Consider the following 19,821-nt stretch of genomic DNA (forward strand, 5'->3'; position numbering starts at 1 on the left):
CGGCGCAGGTGGCTGGCGGGCGGTCGGCCGGACGGCTCCGGTCGGCACGTCGCCGCGCGGCCCGCCTGGCGGTGCCGGGCCTGTGCCGCCCCGTGGCCGTGCCAGCCGGCCAAGCTGAGCCTCCGGCGGGAGTACGCCCACGACCGGCCGGCGCTGTCCATCTACCTCTGCCTGCTGATGCACGACGCGATCACGGACGCGCTGCGGGTCGGCACCGGCACGGTCGACCCGGCCACCTACTTCACCCGGTTCATCGGGTGGACCCGCCACGGGTGGCCGTCGGGCGCTTGATCGACACAACGGGGCCGATGTGGGGGTGTCCACGCCGATCGGACACCCCAACATCGGCCCCACTGAGATGATCACCGCCCCGGGACCGGCCCGGGACGACGGTCAGGCGTAGGTCTCGAACTCGGCGACCTTCGGGGTGGCAGCAGAGCTGTTGATCCGGAAGGTGACCTTCTTCAGGGAGGTACGGGCGAAGGTGATCACGCCGGCCCGGCTGCCGGAGGCCAGCACCGCCCCGGTGTCACCGTTGAGCACCTGCCAGGAGGTGACGCTGCCGGCCGAGCCCGACGCCTCCCGGATGTTGATCGAGGAGATGCTGGTCGCGGAGCCCCACTTGATCGAGATGTCACCGGTCGACCCGGCGGGCGACCAGTAGGTGCTCAGGTTGCCGTCCCGGACGTCGCCGTAGCTCGTACCGCTGGCCTTGCTGGAGCCGTCGGAGCCGGCGCCGATGCTGAGGTTGGTCCCGCCGGGGACGCTGGTGGGCGGCGGGGTGGTCGGGGCCGGCGTGGTCGGCGCAGGCGTGGTCGGTCCCGGGGTGGTCGGGGCCGGCGTGGTCGGCGTGCAGCTTCCGTTGGACTCCTTGAGGCCGGTGTTCGCGCCGGCCGTCTGCCGGACGATGTCCGGCACGCAGCTCGCCCCGTCGAGGCGGTAGGAGTACGGGATGCTGACGCTGGTGTTCGACGGCATGCCCGGCCCGGCGGGGTTGGTCTCGCTGCCGGGGCTGGACCAGGTCACGTTGTCCAGGATGTTGCCGCTGGCCTGCCAGTAGCCGGCCTCGCTGGTGTAGAAGGTGCCCAGCACGTCCCGGGAGTTCTTGAAGTAGTTGTTCTCCACCTTGGCCCGCGCGCCGGCCCGGGAGTTGATCCCCGACTCGTTGAGCTGCACGTACGAGTTGTTGTAGATGTGCGCGATCCCGCCCCGCAGCAACGGCGTACGGGAGTCGATGTTCTGGTAGAGGTTGTGGTGGAAGGTGACGAAGCCGTTGCCCCGGTCGCTCTCGCTGGAGCCGATCAGGCCGCCCCGGCCGGAGTTGCGCAGGATGCTGTACGACAGCGTCACGTACTGGACGTCGTCCTTCATGTCGAACAGCCCGTCGTAGCCCGCCGACTCGCCGCCCGACGCCTCCAGCGTGGTGTGGTCGACCCAGACGTTGCGCACGCTGCTCTCCATGCCGATGGCGTCACCGCCGTTGGAGATGGGCGAGCCCGACTTCTTGACGTTCCGCACCGTCACGTTCTGGATGATGATGTTGCGGGAGTCGCGGATGTGGATGCCGAGCTGGTCGAAGACCGCCCCGCTGCCGACCCCGACGATGGTGACGTTGCTGATCTCCTTCAGCTCGATCTTGTCGGCTGCGGTGTTGCAGCTGTTGCCCGACACCTTCGTGGTGTTGCCGTGGTTGATCGTGCCCTGCACCTCGATCACGATCGGGGTGCTGCTGCTGGCCCGGTTGCACAGCGCCGCGTGGATCGCGGTGCCGGTGCTGGCCCGTACGGTCTGCCCGCCCGCGCCGCCGGTGGTGCCGCCGTTCTGGGTGGCGTAGCCGCTGGCGCTGCCGGCCGCCGCCGACGCCTGGTGCACCGGCAGGGCAACGCAGATCGCGGCACCGACGGCGGCCGTGGCCAGCCCCGCCTGGACTCGTCGTGCAACTGGTCGTCTCATCCTCGCGTCACCTTTCTCATTACCTGGTGGTGGTGCCGCCGCCGGGTGGTGTGGTGCCCGGTCGGGCGGCGGTGATGACGGTGGTCCTGGTGGACCTCTGCGCGCCGGGGACGGGCCGGGCCTTCGCGGCCGTCAGGCGGAGTCGCCGGCCGGCCAGGGGTGTCTGCGCCGGTGGTCGGGTCGACCCGCTCGCCGTGCTGCCGCGCACGGCGAACTGGCGCCTGCGGCGGTGGTGGAACTCGCCGGGGCACCCGCACTGAGCATCTGGAAAGCGCTTTCCACAAGCGAGGATAGGGCGACGTCTATGGACACCGCAAGACGTCGTCCGGATTGCGGCTAATGACCGCCTATCTACCGGCCAGCCCGCTATTGATCCACTCGCCGGGGCTGATGTTGCGCCATCACGGCGTCCCGACACCGCAACATCGGCCGAGTTGAGCCGATCATGGCTGGCACACGGGCATGACGCGGGATCGTGATGCGTGGCGGCGGGCGACAGGGGGAAGAACATCGCGATGGGCGACGCATGGCAGCGTACGAAGCGGATCACCAGCGCCGCGTTCCGACCGGTACGCGGGCGGGACCTCTCCCTGCACGCCGCCGCGATCACCTTCTACGGGGCGATCGCCGTGGTGCCGGTGGCCCTGCTGGCGATCTGGCTGACCTCGCTGCTGGCCGGCGCGGACCGGGTACGCCGGCTCACCGCGTACGCCGTGGAGACGCTGCCGGACGCGATCGGTGCGCCCGAGGCGGTGGACGCGCTGGTCAACGCCGGGGTGCAGTTGACCCCGCTACTGGCGCTGGCCTCCCTGCTGCCCGCCTCGCTCTACGGCGAGGGGCTGCGCCGGGCGTTCGTCTCGGTGGCCGTCGCCCCCAACCCGGACGAGTCGCTGGTCGGCTGGCGGGGCCGGTTGCTGTTGCTGCCGCTGCTCGCCCCCGCCCCCGCCCTGCTGCTGTCGATCCTCATCGCGCTGCCCACCACCACCCGGCTGATCCGGCAGGGCGGCTGGGTCGCCGCCCTGGGCATCGTGCTGTCGTTCCTGGCGGTGTGGCTGGTGCTCACCCCGGTGCTGATGTGGGTGTTCCGGGTGGTCGGGCCGGCCTCACCGGACTGGCTGTCGACGTTGGCGGTCGGCTCGTTCACCGCCGCCAACCTCTCCGGCTTCCTGCACGGCTTCGTGCTGTTCTGCTCGCTCCCGCTGGATCTCGGGGTGCCGTTCGGCGGCTTCGACCCGGTCGGGGCCGGCGTCGCGGTGCTGCTCTGGCTCTACCTGTTCCACGTGATCGTGCTGGCCGGCTACTCGGCCACCCTCGCGTTGTCCCGCTGGCGGGCCCGCCGCGCCGCCGCCTCCGGGTCGACGTCCGGCTCGGGCCCGACCGTCGACTCGGCGTCGACGTCGGGCCCCGGGAGCGCGTCCGCAGGCGTCGATGCCGCGTCGGCCACGGCGAACCAGCCCGAGGCATCCGCCGACCCGCCCGGGGTCCCCGCCGCCGGGACGGGCGACACCACCGGGACGGACGCCGGCGACGGGACGGGCGACGCCGACGCCGACGTGTCCGGGGTCGTCGGCGGTTCCGCCGGGTCGTCGGTCTCGCGCAGGCCGTAGCGGGCCCAGAACCGGGCCAGGGGGGCCGGGGCCCACCAGTTCCACCGCCCCAGCAGCCGCATGGTGGCCGGCACGAGCAGCGCCCGGACCAGCGTCGCGTCCACCACGATCGCCACGATCATGCCGACGCCGATCAGCTTGATGTAGGCCATCCCGCCGGTGGTGAAGCCGGCCACCACGATGATCAGCAGCAGCGCGGCGGCGGTGATGATCCGGCCGGTGCGTTGCAGGCCGGTGGCGACCGAGGCGGTGTTGTCGCCGGTGCGGTCCCACTCCTCGCGGACCCGGCTGAGCAGGAACACCTCGTAGTCGGTGGCCAGCCCGAACAGCACCGCGAGCATGAGGATGAGGTTGCTCGGCTCGATGAACCCGGTGGAGGTGAAGCCGAGCAGGCCGGACAGGTGCCCGTCCTGGAAGATCCAGACCACCACGCCGAACGACGCGCCGATCGACAGCAGGTTCATCAGCACCGCCTTGACCGGCAGCACCACCGAGCCGAAGGCGAGGAAGAGCAGCAGCAGGGTCGCGCCGGCCATCAGCAGCGCCATCCACGGCAGCCGGTCGCCGAGGCTGTCCAGCAGGTCGACGTCGGCGGCGGGCCGCCCACCGACCAGCACCTGCGCCCCGGCCGGGCCGGGCAGGTCGCGCAGCGTCCGCACCAGGTCCCGGGCGGCGTCGCCGGTCGGCTCCCCCGGGTAGCTCACCGACAGCAGGGTGGACTCCCCCTTCGCCGCCGTGACCTGCACCCCGGTCACCCCGGGCAGCGCCGCGATCCGGTCGGCGAACGGGCGTACCGCGTCGGCGGGCGCGCCGGAGACCAGCACCTCGACCGGGGCGATCGTGCCGCCGGGGAACTCGGCGGCGATCCGCTCGGAGACCACCCGGGGTGCGGCGTCCGCCGGCAGCACCCGCTCGTCGACCCCGCCGAAGGTGATCCGCGCGAACGGGGTGGCCAGCACGCCGAGCAGCAGCGCGACCCCCACCAGGTACAGCGCCGGCCGGCGCATCACGCTGCGCGCGATCCGGGCCCAGGCGCCGCCGGACGCACCCGCCGCCGGCCGCGCACCCCGCCGCCACGGCAGCGGTACGCGCACCGCGTCCACCCGGTGGCCGAGCACCACCAGCAGGGCCGGCAGCACGGTGAGCGCGGCCAGCATGGCGATCAGCACGGCGGCCATCCCGCCGAAGCCCATCGACCGCAGGAACGGCTGCGGGAAGATCAGCAGGCTGGCCATGGCGAGCGCGACGGTCAGCCCGGAGACGAAGACGGTCCGGCCGGCGGTGAGCATGGTGCGGCGGATCGCCTCGGCGACGGACCGGCCGGCGGCCAACTCCTCCCGGAACCGGCTGACGATGAACAGCGCGTAGTCGACCGCCATCCCGAGGCCGATCAGGGTGATCACGTTGATCGCGAAGATCGACACGTCGGTGACCAGGTTGACCAGGCGCACCGCCACGAACGCGCCGAGGATGGCCAGCCCGCCGACGAGCAGCGGGGTACCGGCGGCGACCAGCCCACCGAAGATCAACACGAGCAGCACCAGCAGCACCGGCATGGACAGCAGCTCGGCCCGGGTCACGTCCTCGGTGCTCTGGGTGGTGGCCGCCTCCTGGAACGCCACCAGCCCGCCGACGTCGGTCCGCAGGCCGGGCGCGTCCAGTGCGGGGCGCAGCGCCGCGAACTGCGCCGAGCGGGCGTCCTCGTCGCCGCCGGTGAGCTTGACCAGCGCGTAGGTGGCCCGGTGGTCGGTGGCGACCAGCGCGGGCGCGGGCGCGTCGTACCAGGTGGTCACCTCGGCCACCTCGGCGCGCTGACGCAGCCCGGCCACCGTGTAGGTGACCGGGTCGCGGAACTGCGGGTCCTCGACGGTGACGGTGTCGCTGGACCACAGGACGATCACGTCGGCACCCTGCCTGCCGAGTTCGGCGGTCACCCGCTGCACGGTCCGGCTGGACTCGCTCGACGGGTCGTCGAAGCCGCCTCCGCTCAGCTCGCCGAAGACGCCGGTGCCCCAGGTCGCCCCGACGGCGATCAGCACCCCGGCGACGGCCAGCACCGCCCACCGGGCGCGCACCACCACCTGCCCCCACCAGGCGAACATCGGCCTCTCCCCTCGTCGACCCGCCGGCCCGTCCAACCACCGCCGCCCGCACCCGGGCCGCCCACCGGGACCGCCCCACAGCGATCGACGTCCACTATCGCAACAACCGTTCACGTTCGACGGGCCGGGACCGGCCTCTCCCGGTTGCCGGAGCGGGCGGGGCACCCGCCGGTCGAGCCGGCACACGGACGCCGCGTACCGCACTAGGCTGCGCAGGCATGAGCGATGCGAGTGAGCTGCCGTCCCGCGCCGACGTCGTGATCGTCGGATCGGGGCACAACGGGCTGGTCTCCGCCGTCCTGCTGGCCCGCGCCGGGCTGGACGTGCTGGTGCTGGAGGCGGCGGAGGTGATCGGCGGGGCCACCCGCACCGAGAACCCGTTCCCGAAGGTGCCCGCGCTGCGCCACTCCACCGGGTCGTACCTGCTGGGGCTGATGCCGCCGGAGCTGCTCGCCACCCTCGACGTCCGCATCCCGGTGCTGCGCCGCGACCCGCACTACTTCCTGCCCACCCCGGGCGGGCCCGGTGCGCCGTACCTGCTGTTCGGCAGCGACACCGCGGCGACCCGGCGGCAGCTCACCGAGTTCTTCTCCCCCGCCGACGTGGCCGCCGACGACGCGCTCCAGGCCGAACTGGCGCAGCTACGCGCCGACCTGGCCCCGGCCTGGCTGGCCGAGCCGCTGCCGGTGGAGCAGACCGCCGAGCGCTACGTCCGCCCCGAGCTGCGGCAGGTCTTCGTCGACCTGGTCCGTGGTTCCGTCGCCGACTATCTGGCCCGCTTCGACTTCCGCTCCGAGCTGCTGGTCAGCATGTACGCGGTCACCGACGGGCTGTCCGGCCTCAACGCCGGCCCGGACGACCCCGGCACCGGCCACAACTTCCTCGTGCACAACATGTGCCGGCTGCCCGGCGCGGACGGCACCTGGATGATCGCCCAGGGCGGGATGGGCACCGTCTCCCGCACCTTCGCCGAGGCCGCCCGCGCCGCCGGGGCGACCATCCTGACCGGTGCCCGGGTCGACGCCGTCACCCTGTCCGGGGGCGCGGCCTCCGGCGTGCGGCTGGCCGACGGGCGGGAGGTCGCCGCCGAGGTGGTGCTCGGCGCGTGTGACCCGTACCGGCTGATGGAGCTGGTGCCCGACGGCGCGCTGCCGGCGGAGCTGGGCGCGCGGATGGCGGCGGTCCGCCGGCCCGGCACCACCCTGAAGCTCAACCTGGCGCTGACCGGGCTGCCCCGGTTCTCCTGCCTGCCGGCCGACGCGCCCAGCCCGTTCGGGTCCACCATCCACCTGCTCCCCGGGTCGGCGTCGCTGGTCGGGGCGGGCGGCGAGTCGCCGATGGCGGCGCTGCGGGCGATGTGGGCCGACGTGCAGGCCGGGCGGCTGCCCGACGAGCCGACCATCGAGTGGTACCTGCACACCACCGTCGACCCGTCGCTGTCCGACCCGGCCGGGCACCACTCGTCGGCGCTGTTCGTCCAGTCGGTGCCCTACACGCTGGCCGGCACCGACTGGGACACCGCGTTGCCCGGCTACGTCACCCGGCTGGTGGAGATCTGCGAACGGTACGCCCCGGGCACCGGTGACCTGATCGCCGACGCGGTGCCGCTGCCCCCGCCCGGCATCGAGGCGCACTTCGGCATCACCGGCGGGCACATCCACCACGTCGACAACACCGTCTCGTTCACCGACCGGATGCCGTACGCCACCGGCATCGACGGGGTGTACGCGGGCAGCGCCGGCTGCCATCCGGCAGGCAGCGTGATCGGCGCGGCCGGCCACAACGCCGCCCAGCGCATCCTCGCCGACCTGGGCCGCTGACACCCGACCGGCCGCTGACCCCGACCGGCCGCTGACACCCGACCGGCCCGCGCCCCCGCTCAGGCGGGGGCCGGCCGGGAGGACGGCAGGTCGCCCGGACCCCGGATCAGGTAGAGCCCGGTGAGCAGAAAGTACGCCGCGAGGCTGAGCACCGGGTCGACGAACGAGATGCCGAACGCGACGACGTACAGCACCGGGCCGAGCAGGAACCGGCGGGCCACGGCGCGGGCCAACCGGGGGTCCAGCCCCGGGTCGAGCAGTCGGCGGCGGCGGGCCCACCACCAGCTCAGGTTGAAGAACAGCGCCTCACCGAGCACCGTGCCCACGTAGAGCGCGGCGGTCAACCGCTGGTCGGCGACGGTGCCCCGCAGGTTGTCGGCGAGCAGGCTGGCCGCGAACGGGATGGCCGCGACGAACAGCAGCAACAGCAGATTGAGGACGAGCAGCATCTGGTCGACCTTGACGACGTACCGCCACATGTTGTGGTGGGTCAACCAGACCTGCCCGACGATCACGAACGTGATCACGTACGCCAGGTACGCGGGCCACTCGTGGAACAACGCCCCGGGCAGGTCCTGCCCCTCGGGCCGCTGCGGGCTGAGTTGGAGCAGCTCCACCGCCATCAGGGTGAGCACGATCGCGATCACCGCGTCGCTGAACGCCTCCACCCGCGACGCGTCCCGCTCCTTCTCCCGCCGATGCCCGAACTCGTACTCCTCCTCGTCCCCCACCCCACACCCACTCCCCACGCCCACCCTCACCCCACCCTCCATGCCTGTGTCGATCATGGAGTTGTGGTGCCCGGGGTGCACCGGTTCAGGGCCACTGCGGCCCAGCACAACTCCATGATCGCCGGAAACGGGGGTGGGTCGGGGAGGGGTTAGGGGGTTTGGGTGCGGGCGGCGCGGATCTTGTGGCCGACGCTGGTGAGGCAGCGGCCGGAGGGGAGGTCGAACTTCCAGCCGTGCAGCTGGCAGGTGAGCTGGTCGCCCTCGACGATGCCGAACCGGGTCAGGTCCGCCTTCAGGTGCGGGCAACGGCGCTGCACCACCCAGTCGCCCAGGGTGACGTCCTCGGCGTCGACGGCCCGCTCGTGCTCGTCGTACCAGCCCTCGGCGTACTGGAGGCGCTCGGTGGACAGGCACTTGAAGAAGGCGTACACGAACTCGTTGTACTGGCCGATCCGGGCCGCCGAGAAACGGCAGGACAGGAAGAGCGAGTTGACCCAGTCGACCTCGTCGATGTAGAGCAGGTGCTCGATCAGCGCCCGCTCGGTGCGGAACCGGTACCGGACCTTCTCGTCCGCGTACGGCCGGATCTCCTTGCCGGGGAAGTCCACCACGATCGACTCGACGCTGTCGCCGTCGTAGCCGACCAGGTCGAAGCGGACCGGGCCGCCGACGCCCTTGGCCAGGTAGATCGACTCGTCGAGCAGCGGCTCGATCCGGCGCTTCATCCCGGCCAACACGTCGATCTCGGGGTGCCGCCAGGACGCCTTCTCGGCCTCGATGACGCCGCGCTTACGCTCCCGCATCTCCTCCAGGTGGGCGGTCTTGTTCGCGAAGAACTCCTCGACCGGCTGCGGGTGGGTGGTGGTCGCGCCGGAGGTGGTCACCTCGGCGACGCTGCCCGGCAGCAGCACGATGCCGTTGGTGCCGCCGACCTTCGCGTACTCCGACAGGAACACCGACTGGTCCGGGAAGATGTTGCCCTCGTCGCCGTGGATGTCGTTGAACTGCCACAGCGCGTCGTCGAGGAAGCACGGCGGGCCGGCGATCGGGAAGACGTGGTCGGCCTTCAGGTCGTCGATGTAGCGCCAGGTCCGGTCGAACTGCCGCTCCCGCTTCTGCTTGCCGAACGCGGTCTTCGCCGCCTGCGGCAGCTCGTAGACCATCGGGTACCAGATCGCGCCGGAGAACTGGAGCAGGTGCGCGTGCACGTGGCCCAGCTCGGCGAAGACGGTGAGGTCGGTGGGGCGGGCGTCGTTCTGGTTGAGCAGCCGGACCCCGTCGTACTCCACCCAGAGCGACGAGTCGCCGATCGGGCCGTCGGTCGGGCTGGTCAACGCCTGAATCATGATCTTCAGGCCGCCGTCCAGCTCCACCACCTGCTCGTTGGGGGCCCGCAGGAACTTCGTGAAGCCCAGCGCCCGCAGCTCGTCCTCCATCTCCGAGGTGGGGAACTCGGGCAGCAGGACGGTGGCGTCCTTCGAGACGAAGTCCCGCAGGTGTTTGGCGTCGAAGTGGTCCCGGTGCAGGTGCGACACGTACAGGTAGTCGACCCGGCCCAGGGTCTCCCAGTCGAGCAGGGAGTTGTCGGGGAACGGGAACCACGAGGCGAAGTAGGCCGGATTGACCCACGGGTCGCACAGGATGCTGCCCGCAGCCGTGTCGATCCGCATGCTGGCGTGTCCCGTACCGGTCACTCGCACCGCAGTCCCCCTCAAACAGACAATCAAGGTGTACGTCAGGAACGCTACCGGAGGCAGTGTGGTCGACGGCCCGCGACGCCGGTAGAGCCGACCCGCCCCACCGGGAAGGGGACCTTCGGCCCGGGTGCCGCCCCGGCCGGCCAACCCCACCCGGTGGCGTGGTCCTGCGCCGTACCGCGCCTCCAGCAGGGCGGACCCCGCACCGGGCCCGGGGCGGGGCGTGCCAGACTAACCGGAGATCCGATCGCGAGGGAAGGACCGACAGTGGCAGGAAGCGAGCCGGTAACCGCGCCAGATCAGCACAGGCCCGGGCACCGCAAGGCCGGGCGGATCGGCGCGGTGCTCTCCGCGTTGGCGCTGCTGGCGATGCTGTGCGGCAACCACGAGGGCAAGGTCGAGGACATCTGGCTGGTCGGCCTGGCGGTGCTGTTGCTGGCGATCGTCGTCGGCGACGCCGTGCTGCGTCGCAGCGGGCTGCGCTCCTGACGCACCGCCCCCGCAACGCCACGAGGGCCCACCCCCGGCCGGGGGTGGGCCCTCGTCACGTGTGGTGGATCACCGGCCGAAGAGGATGTCCTGCACGTCCTTGAGCGCGGCGTCGACCTCGGCCTCGAAGTAGCCGCCCGGCACCAGGCCGAAGCGCAACGTGTCCAGGTCCTTCGGGTTCACCGGCATCTGGTTACGGCCCTGCATCCCACCGAGCAGGCTCTCGAAGAACCGGTCCACCTGGTCCGGGTCGTATCCGCTGCCGAACCGGCGCACCTGGAAGCTGCGCCGGATCTGGTCGACCCGGTACAGCTCGCTGCCCGGCGGACCGGCCATCGGCGGACCCACCATCGGCGGGCCACCGACCGGCGGGCCCATCTGCGCGGGCGGGCCGCCCAGCGGGGGGCCACCCAGCGACTGCGGCGGCATCGGCGGAGGGCCGGCCGGGCCCCGGCCACGCATGTCCCGGGGGTCGCGGTCCAGCATGGGGTCCCGCTCCGGCATCCGGTCCCGGTCGGGCATGCGGTCGTACTCGGGCATCCGGTCGCGGTCCAGCATGCGGTCCCGCTCCGGCATGCGGTCCCGGTCGGGCATCCGGTCCCGGTCCGACATGCGGTCCCGCTCCGGCATCCGGTTCTCGGCGTTCATGTCGGCACGGCCGTGGCGACCGGCCTCGAACCCGTCGAAACGCTGCTCGTCGGGGGGTGGTCCGTAGCCACTGCCCGGACCGGCCGGCAGACCACGCGGCGGCGGGCCACCGTGACCCATCGGCGCACCCGGACCGGGGCCCATCGGGCCGCCGGGGCCCGGCCCCAACTGGCCGCGCGGGGCGTCGTACCCGCCACGCGGGGCGTCGTAGCCCCCGGCGAAGGCACCGGTCGGCTCGTCGTAGCGGCTGCCGTACCGGTCGGGTGGGCCGGGCTGCGCCGGCATGGCGCGCGGCGGCATCGACGGCGGGGTCTGCGGGAGGCCCCGGTGGTCGTCACGCATCGGCGGGGCGAGCCGGTCCGCGCCGCGCGGGTCGGCACCGCGACCGGTCGGGGCGGACCGTTCCTCCAGCTCGGCCAGCTGCCGCTCCACCCGGTCCAGGTGCAGGTCGACCTGCCACTCGTCGTAACCGTTGAAGCGGACCCGGAAGACGACGTCGTGGACCTCCTGGGAAGCCACCGGAGCACCGACCGGCTGACCGGCGAGGGTCGCCTCCACCCGATCCAGGAAGGCGTCGACCTCGTCGACCTTGTAGCCCCGGCGGAGCGCCTTACGCCGGAAACGCTGACCCTGACTCGCCACTATGTCTCCTGGTCTCGTACCGCTACGCCCGGTCGCGCCCGCGCGGCGCTTCGCTGTCACTGTCCCCCGCGGCAGCCAACTGCCCGCACGCACCGTCGATCTCACGCCCCCGGGTGTCACGCACCGTGGTGGACACGCCGGACTCGCGCAACCGTCGGACGAACTCCCGTTCCACCGGCTTGGCACTGGCGTCCCACCGGCTGCCCGGCGTCGGATTGAGCGGGATGAGGTTGACGTGCGCCGACCGTCCGGCCAACAGGCGTCCGAGCAGGTCGGCCCGCCACGGTTGATCGTTCACGTCCTTGATCATCGCGTACTCGATCGACACCCGGCGGCCCGTCGTCGCCGCGTAGTCCCACGCTGCGTCCAGCACCTCGGCTACCTTCCAGCGCTGGTTGACCGGCACGAGTTCGTCGCGCAGCTCATCATCGGGCGCATGCAGCGACAACGCAAGGGTCACCGAGAGGTCTTCGCTGGCCAGTCGGCGGATGGCCGGCACCAGACCGACCGTGGAGACGGTGACGTGACGCTGCGACAGACCCAGCCCCTCCGGGGCCGGCGCGACCAGCCGCCGGATCGCCGTGACGACCCGGGAGTAGTTTGCCAACGGCTCACCCATGCCCATGAACACGACGTGGGACAGCCGGGGCGGCGACCCGGCCACCGCGCCCGAGGCGGCGACCCCGGCCAGGTAGACCGCCTGGTCGACGATCTCGGCGGCGGAGAGGTTACGGGTCAGCCCGGCCTGGCCGGTGGCGCAGAACGGGCAGGCCATGCCGCACCCCGCCTGGCTGGAGATACAGACGGTGACCCGGTCCGGGTAGCCCATCAGCACGCTCTCCACCAGCGAACCGTCGTGCAGCCGCCACAGCGCCTTGCGGGTGGCGCCGTCGTCGCAGGCCAGCTCCCGGACCGGGGTGAGCAGCCGGGGCAGCAGCGCCCCGGCCAGCCGGTCCCGGCTGGCCGCCGGCAGGTCGGTCATCTCAGCCGGGTCGCGGACCAGCCGACCGAAGTAGTGGTGGGAGATCTGCCGGGCCCGGAAGGCCGGCTCGCCCAGCTCGGTGACGAGCGCCTTCCGGCCCGGCAGATCGAGATCGGCCAGGTGCCGGGGAGGCATCGCCGGGCGGCGGCCGGGGGCGTCGGGGTCAACGGGGATCACAGGCAGGCTCGTCATGGCTGGTCCAGTCTGTCACGCCGTGTGCCGCAGCCGCCCGTCCGGAGGTGCCGAATCGACCCCCGCCGCCGGGACCGCCCGGGTGGCACGGCGTGATTCATCCCTCAGCCCACCACCGGTACGAGGACCGCCAGCAGCAGATAGGCGGTGGGTACGGCGAACAGGATCGAGTCCAGCCGGTCCATCAGCCCCCCGTGCCCCGGCAACAGGCTGCTCATGTCCTTCACGCCCAGATCCCGTTTGATCATCGACTCGGCGAGGTCACCCAGCACCGCCGCCACCGAGACCGCCACCCCGAACAGCGCGCCCCACCAGGGGGCCACGTCGAAGAGCAGCCAGATCAGCAGGGCGCTGCCGACGGCCGCGGCGACGACCGAACCGGCGAACCCCTCCCAGGACTTCTTCGGGCTGATCCGGGGGGCCATCGAATGCTTGCCGAAGTTCGCCCCGGCGGCGTACCCGCCGGTGTCGGAGAGCACCACGCCGGCCACGGTGACCAGCACCCGCAACGGGCCGTCGCCGGGGGCCGCCGCGAGCATCGCCGCGAAGCCGCCCAGGAACGGCACGTAGACCGCGATCAGGGTGGCCGCGGTGATGTCCCGTTGGAAACCGGCCGGGCCGTCACCCAACCGCCAGATCATCGTGCCCAGCACGGTGACCAGCAGGCCCAGGCTCAGCGCGTCGGGGCCGGCGAACCAGGCCAGCCCGATGGTGAGCACGCCACCGGCGAGCAGCGGCACCAGCGGCGGATGGGCGCCGCTGCGCCGTACCGCGCGGGCCATCTCCCAGATGCCGACCCCGATCGCGCCGGCCAGCACGGCCAGGAAACCGGGGAGGAAGAAGAAGAGCGGGACCAGGACCAGCGCACCGAGCCCGAGTCCGACCCCGATCGCGGCCGGCAGGTTGCGCCCGGCCCGGCCGGTCGACGGCTGCCCGGTGGCGGGCCGCTCGGCGCTGGCCCGTCGCCGACCCGGGGACCGCCGGCCGGGCGGTGGCTCCTGCGGGTCGGCGTCGACCTCGGGCCGGGCGGCGTCGTCGGTCCGGACCGGGGTGAACGGCGAGGTGGGGACGGCGTCGTCGCGGACCGGGGGCAGCTGGGCGGTCGGAGCGTCGTCGTCGCGGACCGGGGGTAGCTGCGAGGTCGGGGCGTCGTCGTCGGCGAACGGCCGGCCGGCCACCGGCGGGTCGTACGGACCGTCAGGCGACTCGTCGTGCCGGCGGACGGGCGGTCGGGGCGGGGCCTGCGGCACCGCGGACAGGTCGGTGCCCGACTGCCGGGGAGACCACGGTTCGACCTCCCGGTCCGGCCAGGGCAACGCCGGAGGGCGGTCGGACCGCTCCCAGCCACGGGGCTCGGTGCCGCTGTAGGGGTCGAGGGGGGACATCACGTACCGGACGACGGTACGAGTGCCACCACATGACGCAAGACCACAACCATCCCCTACCCGCGTGACTACTTCGGTTGACCGGCCCGACGGCCGATCGATCCCCGCCGTTCACCGCCCGGTGGCCGGGAATCGTGCCGAGCCTACTGCACGGGCCGGCCGGGCACGGTGGACGCCGGGCCCGGTTGGCCAGCGGTGGCGTCCGTGCCGCCCGCCCGCCGGCCCCGTCCCGCCGGCCGGTCACCGCGCGGAGACGGTGGGTTCCGCGCGGTGCCCCCTCCGGCCGGCGCCCCTGGCGATCGGGGAGCCGGTCTCCACCCGCCGGCATCTCCCCGACGCGGCCACCTCCCCTACGCGACCACCTCCAGGACGGCGGCACCCCCAGGACGACGGCGACCCCAACGACGACGGCACCGGAGCGACGCCGCCGTCAGGCGGTGCCGCGCCGGTGCCGTGGCAGCCGGGAGCTCAGACTTCGAGCAGCTCCGACTCCTTGTGCTTGACCAGCTCGTCGACGGTGGCGACGTACCGCTGGGTCAGGTCGTCGAGTTCCTTCTCGGCGCGGCGGCCGTCGTCCTCGCCGACCTCGCCGTCCTTGACCAGCCGGTCCAGCTCTTCCTTGCCCTTGCGGCGGACGTTGCGGACCGCCACCTTGGCTTCCTCGCCCTTGTGCCGGGCCACCTTGATCATTTCGCGGCGGCGTTCCTCGGTCATCTGCGGGAGCAGGATGCGCAGCTGGTTGCCCTCGTTGTTCGGGTTCAGCCCGAGGTCCGAGTCGCGGATCGCCTTCTCCATGGCGTTGATCTGCGAGTTGTCGTACGGCTTGATGATGACCATGCGCGGCTCGGGCACCCCGATGGACGCCATCTGGGGCAGCGGGGTGGGCGTGCCGTAGTAGTCGATGATGACCTTGGAGAACATGGCGGCGTTGGCGCGACCGGTACGGATGGCGCCGAACTCCTCCTTGGCGTGCTCGACCGCACGCTCCATCTTCTCCTCGGCCTCGAGGAGGGTGTCGTCGATCACCGGTCTCCTCGCCTCCTTCTGTTGCTCGTCGTGGGCTGATCTGCTGCTCTGGTACGGAGGACCGCTGCGGTGGCCGGCGGGATCGGTCAGGCGGTGATCAGCGTACCGATCTTGTCGCCGCCGACGGCCCGGATGATCGTGTCCTCGCCCTGGGCGCCGAAGACCAGCATCGGCAGCCCGTTCTCCATGCAGAGGCTGAACGCCGCCGCGTCGGCCACCCGCAGGTTACGGCGCAGCACCTCGGAGAAGGTGATCGAGTCGAACTTGCTGGCGTCCGGGTCGATCCGCGGGTCGGCGCTGTAGACGCCGTCCACGCCGTTCTTGCTCATCAGCACCACGTCGGCGCGGATCTCCAGGGCCCGCTGGGCGGCCACCGTGTCGGTGGAGAAGTACGGCATCCCGGCCCCGGCCCCGAAGATGACCACCCGCCCCTTCTCCAGGTGCCGGATCGCCCGCAGCGGAATGTACGGCTCGGCGACCTGGGCCATCGTGATCGCGCTCTGCACGCGCGTCTCGATGCCCTCCTTCTCCAGGAAGTCCTGCAACGCCAGGCAGTTCATCACTGTGCCCAGCATGCCCATGTAGTCGGCGCTGGCCCGATCCATGCCGCGCTTCTGCAGCTCCGCGCCCCGGAAGAAGTTGCCGCCGCCGACCACCACGGAGACCTGCACACCACGTCGTACGACGGTGGCGATCTGCCGGGCGATGGCCTGCACGACGTCCGGGTCGACACCGATCGCCCCACCGCCGAACACCTCGCCGGAGAGCTTCAGCACCACTCGGCGGGCGCGGCCGGGCGGCGGCGCCGTCGGGTCGTCCGCCTCCAGGCTCCGGTCGTTCACAACCTGTGTCATCCGCCCCGCCCTTCCCGCGCGCACGTCGACCGCGCCGCGTCACCGCGCACCGGCCGGTGCCCCACCCTAGGGGCCGCGGCGGCCGGGGGGCCTGTCCCGCACCCCGGCGGCCCCCCCGTCGACGTTGCGTGCCCGTCCGGGCGCGGTGTCCGCGCCCGGTCCGTGGGCGGCTCAGGCCTGGCCGACCTCGAACCGGAGGAAGCGGGTCACCTCGATGCCGGCCTCGGCCAGCACCTGCTTGACGGTCTTCTTGTTGTCGGACACCGACGCCTGCTCGATCAGGACGTAGTCCTTGAAGAAGGCGTTCACCCGACCCTCGACGATCTTCGGCAGGGCCGCCTCGGGCTTGTTCTCCTCGCGGGCGGTCTGCTCGGCGATGCGCCGCTCGGACTCGACGACGTCGGCCGGCACCTCGTCGCGGGTGACGTACTTCGGGCGCATCGCGGCGATCTGCATCGCGGTGCCCCGGGCGTCGGCGTCGGCGGCCTCGTCGGTCTTGCCGGTGTACTCCACCAGCACGCCGACGGCCGGCGGCAGGTCCTGGCTCTTGCGGTGCAGGTAGACCGCGACGGTGCCGTCGAGCTTGGCGAAGCGGTTCAGCACCAGCTTCTCGCCGATCTTGGCGGACTGCTCCTGGACCAGGTCGGCGACGGTCTTGCCGTCCAACTCGGTGGCGAGCAGCTCCTCGGCGGTGCCGACGCCGCTGCGCTCACCGTGCTCGACCAGCTGCTGGGCCAGGGCGACGAAGGCGTCGGTCTTGGCCACGAAGTCGGTCTCGCAGTTGAGCTCCAGCAGCGCCTTGCCCGAGTGCGCGATGAGGCCGTTGGCGGCGGTCCGGCCGGCCCGCTTGCCGACGTCCTTCGCGCCCTTGACGCGCAGGATCTCGACGGCCTTGTCGAAGTCGCCCTCCGCCTCGGTGAGCGCCTTCTTGCAGTCCATCATGCCGGCGCCGGTGAGGTCGCGGAGCTTCTTGACATCCGCGGCGGTGAAGTTGGACATGACTCTCTCTTCGGTGTTGAGACTGCGGTGGGTGGTCTGAGGTGCCGGTTTACCCGGAACAGCACCGGACGTGCCCGGCAGAAACCGTCGCACCCCGCCGCCCGGTCGTCCGGGCGGCGGGACGCGACGGTGCGGTCACTCGGCGGCGGCGGTGGCCGGCTGCTCGGCCGGCTGCTGCGCGTCGGCCGCCGGCTGCTGGGCCTCGGCCGCCGGCTGCTCGTCGGCCTTCTTCGGCTCCAGCAGCTCGCGCTCCCACTCGGTCAGCGGCTCGTCGCTGCCGACCTGACCCGCCTCCGGCTTCTCGTCGCCACCGCGACGCCGGCCGGAACGGGCGATCAGGCCGTCGGCGACGGCGGCGGCCACGACCTTGGTCAGCAGCTCGGCGGAGCGGATCGCGTCGTCGTTGCCCGGGATCGGGAAGTCGACCTCGTCCGGGTCGCAGTTGGTGTCCAGCACCGCGATCACCGGGATGCCCAGCTTGCGGGCCTCGTCGACGGCGATGTGCTCCTTCTTGGTGTCGACGATCCAGACCGCGGCCGGGAGCTTCTGCATGTCCCGCAGACCACCGAGGGTCTTGGTGAGCTTGGTCTTCTCGCGGAACAGCTGGAGGGTCTCCTTCTTGGTGTACCCGGCGGCGGTGCCGGTCAGGTCACCCAGCGCCTCCAGCTCCTTCATCCGCTGGAGCCGCTTGTACACCGTCTGGAAGTTGGTCAGCATGCCACCGAGCCAACGGTGGTTGACGTACGGCTGACCGACCCGGGTGGCCTGCTCGGAGATGGCCTCCTGAGCCTGCTTCTTGGTGCCGACGAACAGGATGCTGCCGCCCTCGGCCACCGTGTTGCGCACGAAGTCGTACGCCTTCTCGATGTAGTCGAGGGTCTGGCGCAGGTCGATGATGTAGATGCCGTTGCGCTCGGTCATGATGAAGCGCTTCATCTTCGGGTTCCAGCGCCGGGTCTGGTGCCCGAAGTGGACACCGCTCTCCAGCAGCTGACGCATGGTCACGACGGCCATGGTGGGGTACTCCTCAAGATCCCTGGTTGTTCCGCCCGACCGGTGGCCGGGCGTCCTGGCGCCTGGTCGCCGGCCATGGTGGGCCCGACGGGATCGGGACCAGGGAGGCCGTCGCCCCACGACGAGACGTGGAGAGGGCACGCGAGGTCGACCGCGCAAGGCGGTCGCCAAGAGCCCAGTGTACGCCCCCACCCCGCCACCCGGCCCCGGGCTCCCCTCCGGCGCAGGGACGGCCCGGGACGGGGGTGCGGCCACCAATGCTGGCGGGCGGCTCAACGGGCGGCGAGGACTGCCGACGGGCGGGTCAGCGGGCGGCGAGGGCGGCGGCGACGAAGAGGACCAGCCCGATGGTGAGATAGGCGGTCGGTGGGCGCAGACAGCCCCGGTCGCCGTCGGCCATCGCCAGCCCGCCGGCCCGCAGCCCGTACAGGCCGCCGGCGAAGATCGGCAGACCGGCCACCAGGAAGACGCCCACGACGACGTGCGCCACCGGGACCGGATCGCCGGTCAGTCCGTGCAGCAGCACCCGTAGCGCCGGGATCTCGAAGACCAGCACCGACAGGCCCAGCAACGCCGCCAGCGCCGGCCGCCGGGTGCGGTAGACGCCGTCGGAGGCCGGCGCGCCCGTCCGGTACGTCCCGTCGGGGCCGGCCACGCCGTCCGGACGGGGCACGACCGGCGCCATCGGGCCGGTCGGCACCTCCAGCGGGGAGGGCTCGGCCGGCCGGCTCGGCTCGACGATCGGATAGTTGCCCAGCGCCGCCGGTCGACCCGCCTCGGAGCCGGCCAGCGGGCCGACCCCGCTGACCCCCAGCACACCGGAGTCGGCGGCGAACCGACCGGTGCCGCCGTCAGCCGCGCCGAACCGACCGGCACCGCCCGACCGGCCCGGGTCGCCGACGCCCCGGTCCACCCCGGGGCCGGTCAGCAGGCCGGCCCCGGTGTCACCGGCACCCCGCACCGGGAGGCCACCGAGTGCCCCGACGCCGGTGTCGCCGCTCGACCGGGCCGCGCCGAGCGGGCCGCTCCCGGTGTCGCCCACGCTCCGTCCCAGGCCGGTGTCGGCCAGCCGGCCGGTGCCGGTGTCACCCACACTCCGTCCCGGCCCGGTGTCCGTCAGGTGGCCGGTGCCGGTGTCGCTCACACTCCGTCCCAGGCCGGTATCGGCCAGCCGACCGGTACCGGTGTCGCCGATGCCCCGGGGGGAGCCGCCGAGCACTCCCGTGCCGGTGTCCCCGAGCGGCCCGGAGTCGCCGACGCCGGCCTCCCGGGCGGCCCGTCGGCCCACCCGGTCGGTGGGGAGTTCGCCGGAGACCTCCGGTTCGTCCCGACGGAGCCGGGTCGGCCGGTATCCGGCGGAGTCGCCCGCGCCGTCACCCAACGGGTCGGCCGCGTCGAAGCGCCCCGGGTCGAGGCGTTTCGCATCCGCGTACCGGCCCTCCTCGGCAGCCCGCTGGTCGGGTGTCCGCAGCTCGTCGTACCGGCGCACCCCGCTCGCCGTCCGCCAGTCCGGGTCGTCGTACGCGCGGTCCCGGCCGGCCGGGTACCAGCGCGACTCCTGATCTTCGGGGTAGCTCCGTCGTGCGTCCACGTCCGGCACCGTATGCGACCGACCCGTCCGACGCCATTCGCAGGTCGGACGGCTGAACACGACCGATCGGGCGGATCGTCCCCGGCGAC

14 protein-coding genes and 3 pseudogenes are annotated in these 19,821 nt (G+C 72.6%); 5 read left to right on the forward strand and 12 right to left on the reverse strand.

Features of this window, described 5'->3' with window-relative positions:
• Window positions 1-291: pseudogene (locus ACOJTC_RS31085) on the forward strand (flavin reductase); the annotation flags it as partial.
• Window positions 292-393: 102 nt separating this feature from the next.
• Here ACOJTC_RS31085 and ACOJTC_RS31090 read toward each other — a convergent pair.
• Window positions 394-1,953, reverse strand: a complete 1,560-nt coding sequence (locus ACOJTC_RS31090) for a pectate lyase family protein (protein ID WP_420119550.1) — start codon at window positions 1,951-1,953, stop codon at window positions 394-396.
• A 26-nt stretch (window positions 1,954-1,979) separates the two neighbouring features.
• Between ACOJTC_RS31090 and ACOJTC_RS31095 the strand changes: the two genes are divergently transcribed.
• Both ACOJTC_RS31095 and ACOJTC_RS31100 read left to right on the forward strand, forming a co-directional pair.
• Complete coding sequence (locus tag ACOJTC_RS31095; RefSeq protein ID WP_420119551.1) at window positions 1,980-2,213, forward strand: hypothetical protein; 234 nt, start codon at window positions 1,980-1,982, stop codon at window positions 2,211-2,213.
• A gap of 255 nt (window positions 2,214-2,468) precedes the next feature.
• Window positions 2,469-3,302 (forward strand): annotated as a pseudogene (locus ACOJTC_RS31100) (YhjD/YihY/BrkB family envelope integrity protein); the annotation flags it as partial.
• On the opposite strand, the gene ACOJTC_RS31105 reads toward ACOJTC_RS31100, so the two are convergent.
• A complete protein-coding gene (locus tag ACOJTC_RS31105; protein ID WP_420119552.1) occupies window positions 3,251-5,662 on the reverse strand; it encodes an MMPL family transporter in 2,412 nt (803 codons plus the stop codon). The pseudogene ACOJTC_RS31100 and the gene ACOJTC_RS31105 sit on opposite strands and share 52 nt — an antisense overlap.
• A gap of 218 nt (window positions 5,663-5,880) precedes the next feature.
• On the opposite strand from ACOJTC_RS31105, the gene ACOJTC_RS31110 reads away from it, so the two are divergent.
• Complete coding sequence (locus tag ACOJTC_RS31110; protein ID WP_420119553.1) at window positions 5,881-7,482, forward strand: phytoene desaturase family protein; 1,602 nt, start codon at window positions 5,881-5,883, stop codon at window positions 7,480-7,482.
• 52 nt (window positions 7,483-7,534) lie between these two features.
• Here the strand turns inward: ACOJTC_RS31110 and ACOJTC_RS31115 are convergent.
• A pseudogene (locus ACOJTC_RS31115) lies at window positions 7,535-8,255 on the reverse strand (TMEM175 family protein); the annotation flags it as partial.
• A gap of 107 nt (window positions 8,256-8,362) precedes the next feature.
• Complete coding sequence (locus ACOJTC_RS31120) at window positions 8,363-9,913, reverse strand: Rieske 2Fe-2S domain-containing protein (RefSeq protein ID WP_420119554.1); 1,551 nt, start codon at window positions 9,911-9,913, stop codon at window positions 8,363-8,365.
• A gap of 264 nt (window positions 9,914-10,177) precedes the next feature.
• Between ACOJTC_RS31120 and ACOJTC_RS31125 the strand changes: the two genes are divergently transcribed.
• On the forward strand, window positions 10,178-10,399 hold the full coding sequence (locus ACOJTC_RS31125; protein WP_088645513.1) for a DUF2631 domain-containing protein: 222 nt from the start codon (window positions 10,178-10,180) through the stop codon (window positions 10,397-10,399).
• Window positions 10,400-10,468: 69 nt separating this feature from the next.
• Here ACOJTC_RS31125 and ACOJTC_RS31130 read toward each other — a convergent pair whose 3' ends face one another.
• The 8 genes from ACOJTC_RS31130 to ACOJTC_RS31165 form a co-directional block, all read right to left on the reverse strand.
• The gene (locus ACOJTC_RS31130) at window positions 10,469-11,689 is read right to left on the reverse strand and encodes a DivIVA domain-containing protein (RefSeq protein WP_420119555.1); all 1,221 of its coding nucleotides are present in this window, start codon (window positions 11,687-11,689) and stop codon (window positions 10,469-10,471) included.
• 22 nt (window positions 11,690-11,711) lie between these two features.
• Window positions 11,712-12,863, reverse strand: coding sequence for a 23S rRNA (adenine(2503)-C(2))-methyltransferase RlmN (rlmN, locus tag ACOJTC_RS31135; protein WP_204923840.1), 1,152 nt, complete (start codon window positions 12,861-12,863; stop codon window positions 11,712-11,714).
• Window positions 12,864-12,967: 104 nt separating this feature from the next.
• Window positions 12,968-14,248: a phosphatidate cytidylyltransferase gene (locus tag ACOJTC_RS31140; RefSeq protein ID WP_420119556.1), complete on the reverse strand. Its 1,281-nt coding sequence runs from the start codon at window positions 14,246-14,248 to the stop codon at window positions 12,968-12,970.
• Window positions 14,249-14,716: 468 nt separating this feature from the next.
• Window positions 14,717-15,274, reverse strand: a complete 558-nt coding sequence (gene frr, locus ACOJTC_RS31145) for a ribosome recycling factor (RefSeq protein WP_204923838.1) — start codon at window positions 15,272-15,274, stop codon at window positions 14,717-14,719.
• Between the two features lie 86 nt (window positions 15,275-15,360).
• Entirely contained in the window at window positions 15,361-16,128 is a 768-nt protein-coding gene (gene pyrH, locus ACOJTC_RS31150; protein ID WP_420119557.1) for a UMP kinase, read from the reverse strand.
• Window positions 16,129-16,299: 171 nt separating this feature from the next.
• A complete protein-coding gene (gene tsf / locus ACOJTC_RS31155; protein WP_363652264.1) occupies window positions 16,300-17,127 on the reverse strand; it encodes a translation elongation factor Ts in 828 nt (275 codons plus the stop codon).
• A 135-nt stretch (window positions 17,128-17,262) separates the two neighbouring features.
• The gene (rpsB, locus tag ACOJTC_RS31160; protein ID WP_420119558.1) at window positions 17,263-18,141 is read right to left on the reverse strand and encodes a 30S ribosomal protein S2; all 879 of its coding nucleotides are present in this window, start codon (window positions 18,139-18,141) and stop codon (window positions 17,263-17,265) included.
• A 304-nt stretch (window positions 18,142-18,445) separates the two neighbouring features.
• Window positions 18,446-19,732: a hypothetical protein gene (locus tag ACOJTC_RS31165; protein WP_420119559.1), complete on the reverse strand. Its 1,287-nt coding sequence runs from the start codon at window positions 19,730-19,732 to the stop codon at window positions 18,446-18,448.
• Between the last annotated feature and the right edge of the window lie 89 nt (window positions 19,733-19,821).

The sequence above is a fragment of the Micromonospora sp. genome, assembly GCF_048594385.1.
GTDB classification, from domain to species: domain Bacteria; phylum Actinomycetota; class Actinomycetes; order Mycobacteriales; family Micromonosporaceae; genus Micromonospora; species Micromonospora wenchangensis.